The sequence below is a fragment of the Acidovorax sp. Leaf191 genome, assembly GCF_001424425.1.
Taxonomy (GTDB): Bacteria; Pseudomonadota; Gammaproteobacteria; order Burkholderiales; family Burkholderiaceae_C; genus Acidovorax.
Genome location: NZ_LMPT01000018.1, coordinates 197,299 through 211,446, shown reverse-complemented (window position 1 = coordinate 211,446; position 14,148 = coordinate 197,299). Strand labels below are relative to the sequence as shown.

Sequence of the window (14,148 nt, the reverse complement as noted above, 5' to 3'; positions counted from 1 at the left end):
CGCCGCAGTCGCAAGCAGGACGCACCCGACGGGCCGGCAAAGCCCTGCCCACACGCGCGGCGCCGGCACGGGCAGCGGCTGCATCCCGCAACATCGGCGCGCTGCTGCGCCCTGCGATGGAGTTCCCCACATGGCCGTGACGCTGGACGACAAGCTGGTGGTCGCGATCTCGTCGCGCGCCCTCTTCGACCTGGAGGAAGAAAACCGCATTTTCGAGTCCGGCGACGAGGCCGGCTATATGCGCCGCCAGCTGGAGCTGGTGCACCAGCCGGCGCGCCCGGGCATTGCGCTTCCGCTGGTGCGCAAGCTGCTGGCCTTCAACACGGCGGATGTTCAGCGTGTGGAGGTGGTCATGCTCTCGCGCAACGACCCGGCCAGCGGCATGCGGGTGTTCGCGTCGGCCCAGGCAGCCGGCATGCACATCGAACGCGGCGTGTTCACCCGCGGGCGCAACCCGTTCGCCTACCTGCGGCCGCTGGGCTCCCACCTGTTCCTGTCGGCCAATGAAAAGGACGTGCAGCAGGCGCTGAGCATCGGCTTTCCGGCTGCGCGGGTGATGACCGATTCGACGCCCGCGGGCGACAGGTACCCCGACGAGGTGCGCATCGCTTTCGACGGCGATGCCGTGCTGTTCTCCGACGAGGCCGAGCGCATCTACCAGGAGGGCGGCCTGCCCGCCTTTCAGGCCAACGAGGTGACCAAGGCCGCCCTGCCACTGGCCGGCGGCCCCTTCAAGCCCCTGCTGGCGGCGCTGCACCGGCTGCAGCAGCAGGCCGACGCCTCCAAGACCATGCGCATCCGCACCGCCTTGGTCACCGCCCGCAGCGCCCCGGCGCACGAACGCGCCGTGCGCACCCTGATGGACTGGGGCATCACCGTGGACGAAGCGATGTTTCTCGGTGGCCTCGAAAAAGGCCCGTTCCTGCGCGAGTTCGAACCCGACTTCTTCTTCGACGACCAGCGCAGCCACGTGGCGTCCGCAGCGCGCCATGTGCCGGCAGGGCATGTGAACAGCGGCATCTCCAACCCGCCCACGCCAGCCGCCGGGTGAGCGGGCCACCGGGCGGCGAGGGTCAAGCCCATACCGCCATCGTTGCGGTCCGCGACGGAATGCCACCAGGGCCTGCAGAAAAGTTCTGCAAAGCTTGTGCAACGCCGGGTGAATCCCTGCAAAGCCCCGGTTGCAATCGACCTTGCGGCGCCCAACTGTGCAACCATCGTGGCCGAGCTTTGAAGGAGCATGATTTGCGCAAGAGAATTTCCCTGCGGACCTGGGTGGTGGGCTGCTCCTGGGGCGCCCTGATGGCCACAGCCGGCACCGCCGCCCTGGCCCAGGCCCCCCAGACCGCCGCGCCCGCGCAGCCCCCAGCGGCCACCGCCCCCGCCGATGCACCCCAGGCGGGGCTGAGCAAGGGCGAGATCAAGGCCCAGCGCGAGTTCAAGATGCTGGACTTCAACGGAGACGGCAAGCTCAGCCGCAGCGAGGTCAAGCTGTTCCCCCGCCTGGCCGCCGCCTTCGACGAAGCGGACACCGATGGAGACGGCTTCGTGTCGTACGAAGAAGTGCGCGCGTTCGCCGCCAAGTACCGCGCGGAGCGGGAGCGGAACAAGGCCGCGCAGGCTGCCCAGGCTGCGGGGACGGCGGCATCGGCCCCTGCCCCAGCGGCATCGGCATCGGACCAGAAGCCTTGATGGGAGGCACGCGGTTCTGGTGAAGGCCGCGCGGGGGAACAAAGCTCTTGGGGAGATCCAGATACCCACAGATACCCACCGGTCGGGACGGGCCACTGCCTGGCAGCTTGCGACGATCCCATCGACTCCCGCGATTTCTATCGATTGCTATCGATTCCCATCGACTTCTATCGATTCACAGCACAAAAAGGCCGCTACCGCCCATCCATCAAGCGCCAATAGCTATATTTTTTTATAGCATTCACCTGCTGACAACCAACCCTCTGCCGGCCCCCCACTGGCGGCCCAGCGCAGAGCCCCGCAACCGCCCCAACAAAATGCGCAGTGCGATACCGCACTGCGCTTTTTGTTGGACCGCACCGACCGGACGCTGCCCGCCTACAGCCCACCCGTGCGCTTGACCTTCGGGTCCGAGTAGATCAGCGGCTCGTTCTTGGCCTGCTGGGCCAGGCGCTCCTGCAGGGTCATCTTGTTGATGTCCTGGGCCACTTCCACCGCGCTGCCGCTGGCGCGCCACATGGACTGGATCAGTTCGAGCAGCTGCTTGTAGATGGGCTCCTTGGGGGGCTCCGGCGGCTCCTCGACGGTGTCTTTTTTCTTGACCTCGGTCCAGTCGCGGTTGGCGGTGTCAGGGTTGGACGGCTTGTCCGGCTCTCGCACGATGGCGCCCTCGCCCAGCCGGTCCATGGACTCGACGGGGTTGGGAGCGTTGACAGGACGCACGGGTGGCGCGCCCGAGGCCCCGGTGGAATACAAATCAGCGCCCTGAGGACGCCAACTCGGCGATCGGTCGACAGGTGGCATTTGCATGACGAGGGCCCGGTAGTTGGTAAAAACGTGCAGAGGGTCTTTCACCTTCTTCGTACTTCATTACGGCAAAAAGAAAGGGAAATTTAGGTCTTTTTCACCGATCAAACAAAAAATAGGGTTTTCCCTAGGTGTTTGATGGCGTTTGCAACCGCCCGCAGGCCTTAAGACGGCCTTGAGCCGCCATAGGTGCGGTTCTCAGGATGATTGGATCGGAAGATGCAGAAGCCGGCGCACCGTTGTGGGCGCGCCTTTTGGCAGAAAAAGACGAAATCGAAGCCGCTTTCGGACAAGGCGGCTGTCAACGGGGGGCAAGCAGCGCGGCAATGCCCCGGCGCCATGCGATCCAAGGGCCCCATGAAGGCCATTGGCGCTCTGGGCAGCGTCGTACAGCGCCCTCGTCAAGCCGGAGATGCAAAGACCCTAATGCGCAGATGTGCGCGGGCGTGCGCAGCGCCGCCATTGGGGTGCTCGTCTGGAGAGGCCGCAGGCGCGGCCCGACGTCAGAGGAACCGTTCGAGCAGTTTGCGCGAGTGCTTGTCCAGCGCGGTGGTGTCGGGCACGCGGAACTGCAGGCCGTCGTTGGCCGCGATCAACAGCCGGGTGCGCCCGCCCAGGCGGCGGATGTCTTCCTCGGCCTTGAGCACCAGCTTGGCCGTACCGCGGTCGGTCACCACATCCCAGGTGCTGGGGGTCGAGAAGCTCGACACGGCGACAATTTTCTCGATAGTGGGCACAAACTCCCGGGCTTCGAGTTCCTCTTCGATCAGGCGCAGCGCGGCCGCGTCCAGCTGGGTCATGCGGTCCACCCAGACCAGTTCATGGCCGTCGGTGCCGACGATAGACAGCCCCTCGTCCGGCGCGGCGATCGGGAACGCCCGCACGGGCGTGATGCTCTCGTGCACCGTCCCATCGGCAAAGGTCAGCACCAGCCGGCCATGCGCGTTGCGGCTGAGCGTGAAAGCGGCCAGCGGCAGCGCGGCGCGGGGTGCAGGGCGGGCGTTGGCAGTGTGGGCGTCGTCGTTCATCGCAGGCTCCAGCGGTTCGTTCAGGCGTTGCCGGCAGGGTGCGCCGGGTGCAGCAGGCTGCTGTCGACAATGACGACGCCAGCGGCTTGGGCGTCTTCTTCGGCGCGGCGGGCTTGCGCTTCGTACAGGCGCCAGTAGGCGCCCTGCTTTTCCATCAGCTCGTCGTGCGGCCCTACCTCGACCACCTCGCCGCGGTCCATCACCACCAGGCGGTCGGCCTTGCGCAGCGTGGACAGGCGGTGGGCGATGGCGATGGTGGTGCGGCCCTGCACCAGGTTGTCGAGCGCCTTCTGGATCTCCTTTTCCGTCTCGGTATCGACGGCCGAGGTGGCCTCGTCCAGGATCAGGATGCGCGGGTCGATCAGCAACGCACGGGCAATGGAGATGCGCTGGCGCTCGCCACCCGACAGGCCCTGGCCGCGCTCGCCCACCAGCGAGTCGTAGCCGTGCGGCAGGCGCAGGATGAACTCGTGCGCGTGCGCGGCGCGGGCGGCGGCAATGATCTCCTGGCGCGTGGCCTCGGGCTTGCCGTAGGCAATGTTCTCGGCAATGGTGCCGAAGAACAAGAAGGGCTCCTGCAGCACCAGGCCGATGTGGCGGCGGTAGTCGGCCACGGCGAAGCGGCGCACGTCCACGCCATCGACCTGGATGGAGCCTTCGCTCACGTCATAGAAGCGGCTGATCAGGTTGACCAGCGTGCTCTTGCCCGAGCCGCTGTGGCCCACCAGGCCGATCATCTCGCCGGGGCGGATGTCCAGGTCCAGCCCCTTGATCACCGAGCGGCTGCCGTACCTGAAGCCGACGTTGCGCATGGCGATGGCACCTTCGACCCGGTCCACCTTCACCGGCTGGGCGGGGTCGGGCACGTTGCTCACGTGGTCCAGGATGTCGAAGATGCGCTTGGCGCCCGCAGCGGCCTTCTGCGTGACCGACACGATGCGGCTCATCGAATCAAGCCGGCTGTAGAAGCGCCCGATGTAGGCGATGAAGGCGGTCAGCACACCCACCGTGATCTGGTTGCGCGACACCAGCCAGATGCCGAAGCCCCACACCACCAGCAGGCCGATTTCGGTCAGCAGCGACACCGTGGGGGTGAACAGGCTCCACGTCTTGTTGAGCTTGTCGTTGACCTCCAGGTTGTGCTGGTTGGCCGCACGAAAGCGCTCGGCCTCGCGCTTTTCCTGAGCAAACGCCTTGACCACGCGGATGCCGGGGATGGTGTCGGCCAGCACGTTGGTCACCTCGGACCACACGCGGTCGATCTTCTCGAAGCCGGTGCGCAGCCGGTCGCGCACGGTGTGGATCATCCAGGCGATGAAGGGCAGCGGCACCAGCGTGACCAGGGCCAGCCACGGGTTGATGGAGAACAGGATGGCCGCCGTCATCATGATCATGAGCACGTCGGTCACGAAGTCGAGCGCGTGCAGCGACAGGAAGACGTTGATGCGGTCCGTCTCCGAGCCGATGCGCGCCATCAGGTCGCCGGTGCGCTTGCCGCCGAAGTAGTCGAGCGACAGGCGCAGCAAATGCTCGTACGTGGTGGTGCGCAGGTCGGCGCCGATGCGCTCGGACACCAGCGCCAGGATGTAGGTGCGCGCCCAGGAGAGGCCCCAGGCCGCCAGGGCCGATGCCAGCAGGCCGCTCAGGTACAGCAGCACCAGGCCCGGGTCGATCTGCTTGCCGTTCTGGAACGGGATCAGGATGTCGTCCATCAGCGGGATGGTCAGGTACGGCGGCACCAGCGTGGCCGCGGTGGACGCCAGCGTCAGCCCGAAACCGGCAGACAGGTGCTTGCGGTAGGGCCGTGCAAAGCGCCACAGGCGCAGCAGCACCCAGGTGGACGTCTGCGGCGGCTGTGCGCGCGCGCAGGCGGGGCATTCCTCGGTGTCGGGCGGCAGGGGCGTGTGGCAGGTGGGGCACACGGGCTCGTCCACGTCGCCCTCGGCATCCAGGTCGCCGCGGGCCACCTGCTGCTCGAACCGCTGCACCACGCGCAGCACCTGGGCGTGGTGCGCCAGGGTGAAGCGCCACAGCGCCAGGCGCTCGGCGGGGCCGTGCAGCTCCAGCGAGCCCACGCCGCCATGGTCCTGCAGCCGCAGGGACAGGCCGTCGCCCAGGGGCCAGGCGCGCCAGGTGGTCGCGCCCGGCTCGCAGGCGATGAGGCGCTGCGACGTCACCACCACCCAGCCCGCGGCGAACCGCAGGTCCGCGCTCAGGTCAACCTGTAACGCCGCCAGTACGTTCTCTCTGGGTGCGAGCATGGCCCGCAGATCAGCCCCCACGGGGCTGGAAAAGACACCCGAGGCGTCCACAGAATGGTGATGTTGCATTTTTGGTTGGTATCCCCGCTCCCGGCAGCCTGCCGCAACCGGTCTCGCGAAAGCGCGAATTCTCGCCGATACTGCGCCTCAGCACCTCTTTCGAGGCGTGGCGGCATCCTCATGTAACGTCTGCAGCGATCATTTGGCTGACACTGCCAGCCAGTGCGCGGCTGACGCACAATCCCCGTCCATCACGTCTTCTTTGTCCTTCGACGCCCTTCCAAGGCCGCAAACACACCCGCTGCAATCCATGGCGAAACTCAACGACATCCAACTGCTGCGCATCAACTACCTGCGCGGACCCAATATCTGGACCTACCGGCCGGTCCTGGAAGTCTGGCTGGACCTGGGCGAACTGGAGGACTACCCCTCCCACACCATCCCCGGCTTCACCCCCCGCCTGACCGCCTGGCTGCCCGCACTCATCGAACACCACTGCGGCGTGGGCGAGCGCGGCGGCTTTCTGCAGCGCTTGGAAGAAGGCACTTGGTGCGGCCACGTGCTCGAGCACATCGTGATCGAGCTCTTGAACCTGGCGGGCATGCCCACCGGCTTCGGCCAGACGCGCTCGACCAGCCAGCGCGGCGTGTACCGCATGGTGTTCCGCGCCCGCGACGAAAGCGTGGCGCGCGTGGCGCTGGCCCAGGGCCATGCACTCATCATGGCGGCCATCAACGACGAACCGTTCGACGTGAAGGCCGCGGTGGCCCGCGTGCGCACCGAGGTCGACGACCAGTACCTCGGCCCCAGCACCGCCTGCATCGTCACCGCCGCCACCGACCGCGGCATCCCGCACATCCGCCTGAACGACGGCAACCTGGTGCAGCTGGGCTACGGCGCCAGCCAGCGCCGCATCTGGACGGCCGAGACCGAATTCACCAGCGCCATCGCCGAAGGCATCGCCAGCGACAAGGACCTGACCAAGACCCTGCTCAAGTCCTGCGGCGTGCCCATCCCTGAAGGCCAGGTCGTCAACAGCCCCGAAGAAGCCTGGGAAGCCGCGCAGGACATCGGCCTGCCCGTGGTGGTCAAACCCTCCGACGGCAACCACGGCCGCGGCGTCACGCTCGATTTGCGCAAGAAGGAAGACATCGAGGCCGCCTACCACGTGGCCTACCCCGAAGGCAGCGACGTCATGGTCGAGAGCTTCATCCCCGGCGACGAACACCGCCTGCTGGTGGTAGGCGGCAAGGTGGTGGCCGCAGCCCGTGGCGAGGTGGTCAGCATCACCGGCAACGGACGCTCCACCGTGCGCGAGCTGGTCGACACCCAGCTCAACTCCGACCCGCGCCGCGGCTACGAAGAAGAGTACCCGCTCGAGATCATCGACCTGGCCACCGACACCAAGGTGCAGCTCGAACTCAAGCGCCAGGACCTCGGCGCCGACTCCGTGCCCGCCGCGGGCCGCGTGATCGTGGTGCAGCGCAACGGCAACGTGGCCGTGGACTGCACGGACGACGTGCACCCCGAGGTCGCGTACATCGCCCAGCTCGCCGCCAAGGTGGTGGGCCTCGACATCGCCGGCATCGACATGGTGGCGCTCGACATCTCCAAGCCCCTGCACACGCAGGGCGGCGCCATCGTCGAAGTGAACGCCGGCCCCGGCCTGCTGATGCACCTGAAGCCCGCCGTGGGCGCGCCCCGCCCCGTGGGCCAAGCCATCGCCGAGCACCTGTTCCCGTCCGAAGACGACTCCGGCCCCGTGGGCCGCATTCCGGTGGTGGGCGTGGCCGGCACGCGCAGCACATCGACCATTGCGCGGCTGGTGGCCTGGCTGCTGCACCTGGGCGGCCACCACACCGGCCTGGCCTGCCGCGAAGGCCTGTTCCTGGACCGCCGCTGTGTCGAGACCACCGACTGCGCGCACTGGGAAGCCGCCCACCGCCTGCTGATGAACCAGACCGTGCAGGCCGCCGTGATCGAAAGCGACGCCCGCACCATCCTGCGCGACGGCCTGGCGTACGACCGCTGCCAGGTGGGCGTGGTGACCGACATGGACGGCGTGGAAACGCTGGCCGAGTTCGACGTGCATGAACAAGACCAGATGACCAAGGTGATGCGCACCCAGGTCGACGTGGTGCTGTCCGAAGGCGCCGCGGTGCTGAACGCCGCCATCGAGCAGGTGGCCGACCTGGCGCCCCTGTCGGACGGCTCGGTCGTGCTGTACGCGCAGGACCCGACCCTGCCCGTGATCGTCGAACACCGCGCCACCGACAACGGCCGCGCCGTCATCGTCAAGAACGGCCGCGTGGTGCTGGCCACCGGCAGTGCCGAGCACGTGCTGGGCTCGCTGGCCGACCTGACCTTCGGCCGCAACGCCGTGGTCCCCGACACCGACGCCCTGCTGGCCGCCGTGGGCGCAGCCTGGGCGCTGGACATCGCGCCCGACCTGATCGGCGCGGGCATCAAGACCTTCGAGCCCGACCTGCCCGCACCCCTTGGCCTGCCCACCTGAAATGGCACCCCCTGAGTCGCTTCGCGCCTTCCCCCTCTCTCGTATTGCTGCGCAATACGGGAGGGGGACGCCCCCAGCGCGGCGGGGCGGCCCTTGCGCGGGGGCACTCGCCTTGGTCGCGCCAGTTTCATGTGCCGCTGGCGTCACCACGTACTGTGTGAAATTGACGCTGAGCAACCTGACAGATGTAGTGAAGTCGGACTGTGGTCCCGACGGATATTGAGAAAGAGACTCCCCATGGATGTATCCCGCACACGGGCCCTGCGCGGCCCCAATCTCTGGAGCCGCCACATGGCCATCGAGGCCATCGTGACCTGCCCTGAAGCCGAGCGTGCCGTCAGCCAGATGGCCGGGTTCGAAGCCCGCCTGCGGGCGCTGTTCCCGGGCATCGGCGCACTGCACCCGGAAAGCGGCGGCCCCGACATCTCGCTGGCCCACGTGCTGCAGACTGCGGCCCTGGCGCTGCAGGCCCAGGCCGGCTGCCCCGTCACCTTTGCGCGCACCACCGCCACCACCGACGCGGGCGTGTACCAGGTGGTGGTGGAATACAGCGAAGAAGCCGTGGGCCGCAAGGCGTTTGAATACGCCGAGCACCTCATCCACGCCGCGCAAGGCACCGGCAGCTTCGACGCCGATGCCGTCATCGCCGAGCTGCGCGAGCTGGACGAAGACGAGCGCCTGGGCCCCAGCACCGGCTCCATCGTGGCCGCCGCCGTGGCGCGCAACATTCCGTACCGGCGCCTCACGCGCGGCAGCCTGGTGCAGTTTGGCTGGGGCTCCAAGCAGCGCCGCATCCAGGCCGCCGAGGTCGACTCCACCAGCGCCGTGGCCGAATCCATCGGCCAGGACAAAGACCTGACCAAGCGCCTGCTGCACGCCGCCGGCGTGCCCGTGCCGCTGGGCAAGCCCGTCGACACGCTGGACGAGGCCTGGGAAGTCGCCCTCAAGGTCGGCCTGCCCGTGGTGGTCAAGCCGCAGGACGGCAACCAGGGCAAGGGCGTCACCGTCAACATCACCGACCGCGCGCAGCTCGACGAAGCCTTCCGCACCGCGGCCGAATACGGCACCGTGATGGTCGAGCGCTTTCTGCCCGGCCACGACTTCCGCCTGCTGGTGGTGGGCGACCAGCTCGTGGCCGCCGCGCGCCGCGAGCCGCCCCAGGTGCTGGGCGACGGCCAGCGCACCGTGCGCGAGCTGGTGGACATCGTCAACCAGGACCCGCGCCGTGGCGAAGGGCACGCCACCTCGCTCACCAAGATCCGCCTGGATGACATCGCCGTCGCACGCCTCACGCTGCAGGGCCTGACGCCCGACTCCGTGCCCGACAAGGGCCAGCGCGTCATCCTGCGCAACAACGCCAACCTGTCCACCGGCGGCACCGCCACCGACGTGACCGACGACGTGCACCCTGAAGTCGCCGCGCGCGCCATCGCCGCCGCCCAAATGGTCGGCCTGCACATCTGCGGCGTGGACATGGTCGCCGAGACCGTGCTGCGCCCGCTGGAAGAGCAAGGCGGCGGCTTTGTCGAAGTGAACGCCGCCCCCGGCCTGCGCATGCACCTGGCGCCCAGCTACGGCAAGCCCCGCAACGTGGGCCAAGCCATGGTTGACAAGCTGTATGCGCATGGCGACGACGGCCGCATCCCCACCGTGGCGGTCACCGGCACCAACGGCAAGACCACCACCGCGCGCCTCATCGCCCACCTGTTCACCGCGCAAGGCCTGCGCGTGGGCATGACCAACACCGACGGCGTGTACGTGAACGGCCGCCAGATCGACAGCGGCGACTGCAGCGGCCCCAAGAGCGCCCGCAACGTGCTGCTGCACCCCGAGGTGGACGCCGCCGTGTTCGAGACCGCCCGCGGCGGCATCCTGCGCGAAGGCCTGGGCTTTGACCGCTGCCAGGTGGCCGTGGTCACCAACATCGGCGCGGGCGACCACCTGGGGCTGAACTACATCACCACGGTGGAAGACCTGGCGGTCTTGAAGCGCGTGATCGTGCAGAACGTGGCCACCACCGGCTACGGCGTGCTGAACGCCGCCGACCCCATCGTGGCCGCCATGGCTCCGTCGTGCCCCGGCAAGATCATCTTCTTTGCGGCCGACCGCCACCACCCCGTGATGGCCACGCACCGCGCGCAGGGCCACCGCACCGTGTACGTGGACGGCGACTCCATCGTCGCATCCGAAGGCTCGTGGCGCGAGACCATCCACCTGCGCGACGTGCCCATCACCCGCAACGGCAAGATCGGCTTCCAGGTCGAGAACGTCATGGCGTCCGTCGCCGCCGCGTGGGGCGTGGGCATGCCCTGGCAGACCATACGCCGCGGCCTGTCGGGCTTTGTGAACGACAGCGACAACGCACCGGGCCGCTTCAACATCATGGACTACCGCGGCGCCACCGTGATCGCCGACTACGGCCACAACCCCGACGCCATGCGCGCCCTGGTGCAGGCCGTGGACGCCCTGCCCGCCAAGCGCCGCAGCGTGGTCATCAGCGGCGCCGGTGACCGCCGCGACGAAGACATCCGCGAGCAGACCGTCATCCTGGGCGCCGCGTTCGACGACGTCATCCTGTACCAGGACGCGGCCCAGCGCGGCCGTGCCGACGGCGAGGTGATGAACCTGCTGCGCGAAGGCCTGGCCGGCGCGCCGCGCACGAAGCACGTCGAAGAGATCCGCGGCGAATTCATCGCCATCGACGCCGCCCTGGAACGCCTGCAGCCCGGCGACCTGTGCCTGGTGCTGGTCGACCAGGTCGAAGAAGCCCTGGCCCACCTGGCCCAGCGCTGCACCGACGCCCCCGCGCCCGGAACGGCCGCGTGACGATGATTGTGATGATGACGAAGAAGGCGCGGCCCACAATGACCATGAAGATCACGACCATGCAGACGACCAAGACCCGGGCCGCTGCCGCCTTCGCTGCGCTCGCAGCGTCGGCCCTGTGCATGGGCATGGCCGCACCGGCGCACGCCGCGTCCGGCGAAAAGATCGGCACCGTGGACACCGCCTTCCAGTGGGTGGGCCGCGACCACGACATCATCGTGGAAGCGTACGACGACCCCGCCGTGCAGGGCGTGACCTGCTACGTCTCGCGCGCCCGCACCGGCGGCATCAAGGGCACGCTGGGCCTGGCCGAAGACCGAGCCGAGGCCTCCATCGCCTGCCGCCAGGTCGGGCCCATCAGCTTTCCGGAGCCGTTGAAAAAGCAGGAAGAAGTCTTCAGCGAACGCATGTCCATCCTGTTCAAGCGCCTGCGCATCGTGCGCATGGTGGACGCCACACGCAACACGCTGGTGTACCTGACGTACTCAGAAAAACTGGTGGACGGCTCCCCCCAGAACAGCGTGACCGCCGTGCCCGTGGACCGCGCCACGGCCATCCCGCTGCGCAAGTGATGCCCCCCGTTGCTGCAACTGCGGTTGCAACTGCGACTGCGACTGCGGCTGCGGCTGCGGCTGCGGCTGCAGCCGCGTCACTGTCAGCCAGGGTAAGCATCCCGCCCCGCCCCTGGCACCCCACCCCGCCCCAATCCGTTCACGCTGAGCCTGTCGAAGCGCCATACAGCACGCCGCCCAACCCCGTTCACGCCATGTGAACGGACCCAGCCCGAGAGCGCACAGCACGCAAAGCACCCAACGCACAGCAAGACAAGCACACCACCACACCACCACACCACAACGACAAAGGGGCCCCAGGGCCCCTTTGTTTTATGTATTTTCAGCCCCTACCGCTTATCCAGCAAGCGCCAGCAGCTATACATTCAATAGCAAATCACAGCCTCACCCCTGCTGCGCCGCAATCTGCCGCAGCGCCTGCTCGAACACCTCCACCGGCTGCCCACCCTGGATCAGGTGCCGCTCGTTGATGATGATCGCCGGCACGGAATTAATGCCGCTTTGCAGATACAACTGCTCGCGCTCGCGCACCTCGTCCGTGAAGCGGTCCGACGCCAGCAGCGCACGCGCCTCGGCCACATCCAGCCCCACCTCGCCCGCCACCCGCGCCAGCACGTCATGGTTGCTCGGGTCCTGCCCGTCGGTGAAATAGGCCTTGAACAGCGCCTTCTTCAGCGCGGGCTGCACGCCCTTTTCTTCGGCCCAGTGCAGCAACCGGTGCGCATCGAAGGTGTTGTAGATGCGGCTGCGCTTGTCCATGCTGAAGGTAAAGCCCAGCTCCGCCCCACGCGCCGCAATCGCCTCGCGGTTCTTCTGGCTCTGCGCGGGCGTGGCGCCGTACTTTTCTTGCAGGTGCTCGCCAATGTCCTGCCCCTCCGGGCCCATCTGCGGGTTCAGCTCGAACGGCTGAAAGTGCAGGTCCAGCGCCACCTCATCCTTGAGGCGGTCCGCCGCCTGCTCCAGCGACTGCAGGCCGATGATGCACCAGGGGCAGGAGACATCGGAGACGAAATCGATTTTGAGGGTGGTGGGGTTGGGCATGGGAGGGCCTTGGGAAGGGAAGAAGGACGGGATGTTAGGCGGGGTGGGATAACCGTGGTGGGTGGGGGTTTACTGGGTGGGTTCGTGTGGCTGGCGGTGAGGCGGTTGACTGCTTTGCAGCGATTGCTGTCATCCAAACCGTGCCATCTAAGGCGCACTATCGGGCAAGAGCTGCCGTTGGCGGTTTGATAAAGCACTCGCTGAATGTTTGCATTCACTGGCAGCAGGCCCTGAGTTCGCATGATGATTCAAGCGCCTTAGGCTTCGCTCCATTTGACATCCGGTTTACAGCGTCGGTATCGCGTTTGGGCGACAGCGCGGCTCCTCTATCCGCGAGCTTCAGGGTATCTGGTCACAACGATGCCGAGCACTCTGCGATTAGTCCTCTGATCCAAAGCTGGGCGGGATGCGAGTCATTGCGTCGATGCCAAATCAGGTCGAATACGATTTCAGGCAATGCGATCGGAGGCTGAAAAAACGCCAACTGGCGACCAGCCGGCGCCGGGCATGCTCGTCCGCCCCGGTCAGGCTAGCCGCCTTGCGGCCACCGCTTCAGGACAAGCGCGCCTTGCCGATAACCAGAAGGCTATGATGAAAAGTCTCCTCGCTCTGCTGCTAGTCAGCGCCTGCTTCCAGGCGCAGTCCGCCAACCTGCCTCCCTGCGGCAAGGCGGTGCGTTTCAGTGCGGCTTTGTTCGCCGACCCGGAAGTGGACAACGCCAAACCGGCCGCCGAACTGACGAAGATCGGCGCGGGCGCCGGCCGCAGCGGTACGCAACTCGGCCACGTCGTTGTCGAGACCAAGCTGGCGGTGATGCCGCAGACCAGTTGCCAGGGCGTCGTCGTGCGGCTGGATTACATCAAACCGGTGCTGCGCGTGGCCAGCGAGATCCCGCCGGGCAGCTGTGCCTATGCGCACGTGATGAGACACGAGCAGACGCATGTGCGCATTCACCGCGACATCGCGCGCCAGTTCCGCGCGCTGGACTATCCCTGGGCCTCAGCCGGCAACAGCGCGGGCATCCTGGTCTACGCGAAACAGGAACTCGACCGCCTGATGCAAGCCCAGGTGATGTTCGACAACCCCGAGGAATACGCCAGCAACTTCAGCGCGTGCGGTGGTGAGATTGCGCGGCTGGTGAAGCCAGCGGCGTCTACCAAGTCGGGGCAGACACCGGGTTGAGGCAACCGCCTTCCGCGAAGGCTGATTGGTCGCGCCTTGGGCTGGACCAGACTGATGCCAACGGCCAGGCTTGCTGCCGCCGAAACCGGAGTGAGCCACCGCGCCGACCTTCGACTGCGTCACTTCTTCCACACCCGCACCCAACAGGCGTGTGGGTAAAGAGCCACTCGCGTGGCTCACGGGGTCGTCGGCATATGAGTCAAAAGTGGCTTACTTCTGCATCG

10 protein-coding genes are annotated in these 14,148 nt (G+C 67.2%); 6 read left to right on the top strand and 4 right to left on the bottom strand.

All coding sequences use genetic code 11. The features are described 5' to 3' along the window. Positions 1–130: 130 nt before the first annotated feature. Entirely contained in the window at positions 131–1,051 is a 921-nt protein-coding gene (locus ASG27_RS12650) for a 5'-nucleotidase (protein ID WP_056417558.1), read from the top strand. Positions 1,052–1,302: 251 nt separating this feature from the next. After that, positions 1,303–1,692 (top strand): EF-hand domain-containing protein, encoded by a 390-nt coding sequence (locus ASG27_RS12645; protein ID WP_082485996.1) that lies wholly within the window; start codon positions 1,303–1,305, stop codon positions 1,690–1,692. 378 nt (positions 1,693–2,070) lie between these two features. Here ASG27_RS12645 and ASG27_RS12640 read toward each other — a convergent pair whose 3' ends face one another. From ASG27_RS12640 to ASG27_RS12630, 3 genes are all read right to left on the bottom strand, one after another. Further along, positions 2,071–2,502, bottom strand: coding sequence for a hypothetical protein (locus ASG27_RS12640; protein ID WP_056167321.1), 432 nt, complete (start codon positions 2,500–2,502; stop codon positions 2,071–2,073). A 500-nt stretch (positions 2,503–3,002) separates the two neighbouring features. After that, entirely contained in the window at positions 3,003–3,527 is a 525-nt protein-coding gene (locus ASG27_RS12635; RefSeq protein WP_056417552.1) for a cyanophycin metabolism-associated DUF1854 family protein, read from the bottom strand. Between the two features lie 20 nt (positions 3,528–3,547). Continuing rightward, the gene (locus ASG27_RS12630; protein ID WP_056417549.1) at positions 3,548–5,857 is read right to left on the bottom strand and encodes a cyanophycin metabolism-associated ABC transporter; all 2,310 of its coding nucleotides are present in this window, start codon (positions 5,855–5,857) and stop codon (positions 3,548–3,550) included. 241 nt (positions 5,858–6,098) lie between these two features. Between ASG27_RS12630 and ASG27_RS12625 the strand changes: the two genes are divergently transcribed. The 3 genes from ASG27_RS12625 (at position 6,099) to ASG27_RS12615 (ending at position 11,701) form a co-directional block, all read left to right on the top strand. Next, on the top strand, positions 6,099–8,303 hold the full coding sequence (locus ASG27_RS12625) for a cyanophycin synthetase (RefSeq protein ID WP_056417545.1): 2,205 nt from the start codon (positions 6,099–6,101) through the stop codon (positions 8,301–8,303). Positions 8,304–8,540: 237 nt separating this feature from the next. Beyond that, the gene (cphA, locus tag ASG27_RS12620) at positions 8,541–11,129 is read left to right on the top strand and encodes a cyanophycin synthetase (protein ID WP_056417542.1); all 2,589 of its coding nucleotides are present in this window, start codon (positions 8,541–8,543) and stop codon (positions 11,127–11,129) included. A gap of 44 nt (positions 11,130–11,173) precedes the next feature. Further along, the gene (locus ASG27_RS12615; protein WP_369817146.1) at positions 11,174–11,701 is read left to right on the top strand and encodes a CreA family protein; all 528 of its coding nucleotides are present in this window, start codon (positions 11,174–11,176) and stop codon (positions 11,699–11,701) included. A gap of 384 nt (positions 11,702–12,085) precedes the next feature. Here ASG27_RS12615 and ASG27_RS12610 read toward each other — a convergent pair whose 3' ends face one another. Further along, positions 12,086–12,742 carry a DsbA family oxidoreductase gene (locus tag ASG27_RS12610; protein WP_056417539.1) on the bottom strand — a complete coding sequence of 219 codons (657 nt, stop codon included), beginning with the start codon at positions 12,740–12,742 and terminating at the stop codon, positions 12,086–12,088. Positions 12,743–13,333: 591 nt separating this feature from the next. On the opposite strand from ASG27_RS12610, the gene ASG27_RS12605 reads away from it, so the two are divergent. Beyond that, positions 13,334–13,924 (top strand): hypothetical protein, encoded by a 591-nt coding sequence (locus ASG27_RS12605; protein ID WP_156371526.1) that lies wholly within the window; start codon positions 13,334–13,336, stop codon positions 13,922–13,924. The last annotated feature ends 224 nt before the right edge of the window (positions 13,925–14,148 follow it).

Excerpts from the sequence above, each read along its gene's own strand:
- ASG27_RS12605 (WP_156371526.1), top strand. The coding sequence starts at position 13,334 with ATGAAAAGTCTCCTCGCTCTGCTGCTAGTCAGCGCCTGCTTCCAGGCG.
- ASG27_RS12640 (WP_056167321.1), bottom strand. The coding sequence starts at position 2,502 with ATGCAAATGCCACCTGTCGACCGATCGCCGAGTTGGCGTCCTCAGGGC.
- ASG27_RS12630 (WP_056417549.1), bottom strand. The coding sequence starts at position 5,857 with ATGCAACATCACCATTCTGTGGACGCCTCGGGTGTCTTTTCCAGCCCC.
- ASG27_RS12635 (WP_056417552.1), bottom strand. The coding sequence starts at position 3,527 with ATGAACGACGACGCCCACACTGCCAACGCCCGCCCTGCACCCCGCGCC.
- ASG27_RS12650 (WP_056417558.1), top strand. The coding sequence starts at position 131 with ATGGCCGTGACGCTGGACGACAAGCTGGTGGTCGCGATCTCGTCGCGC.
- cphA (WP_056417542.1), top strand. The coding sequence starts at position 8,541 with ATGGATGTATCCCGCACACGGGCCCTGCGCGGCCCCAATCTCTGGAGC.
- ASG27_RS12645 (WP_082485996.1), top strand. The coding sequence starts at position 1,303 with ATGGCCACAGCCGGCACCGCCGCCCTGGCCCAGGCCCCCCAGACCGCC.
- ASG27_RS12610 (WP_056417539.1), bottom strand. The coding sequence starts at position 12,742 with ATGCCCAACCCCACCACCCTCAAAATCGATTTCGTCTCCGATGTCTCC.
- ASG27_RS12615 (WP_369817146.1), top strand. The coding sequence starts at position 11,174 with ATGAAGATCACGACCATGCAGACGACCAAGACCCGGGCCGCTGCCGCC.
- ASG27_RS12625 (WP_056417545.1), top strand. The coding sequence starts at position 6,099 with ATGGCGAAACTCAACGACATCCAACTGCTGCGCATCAACTACCTGCGC.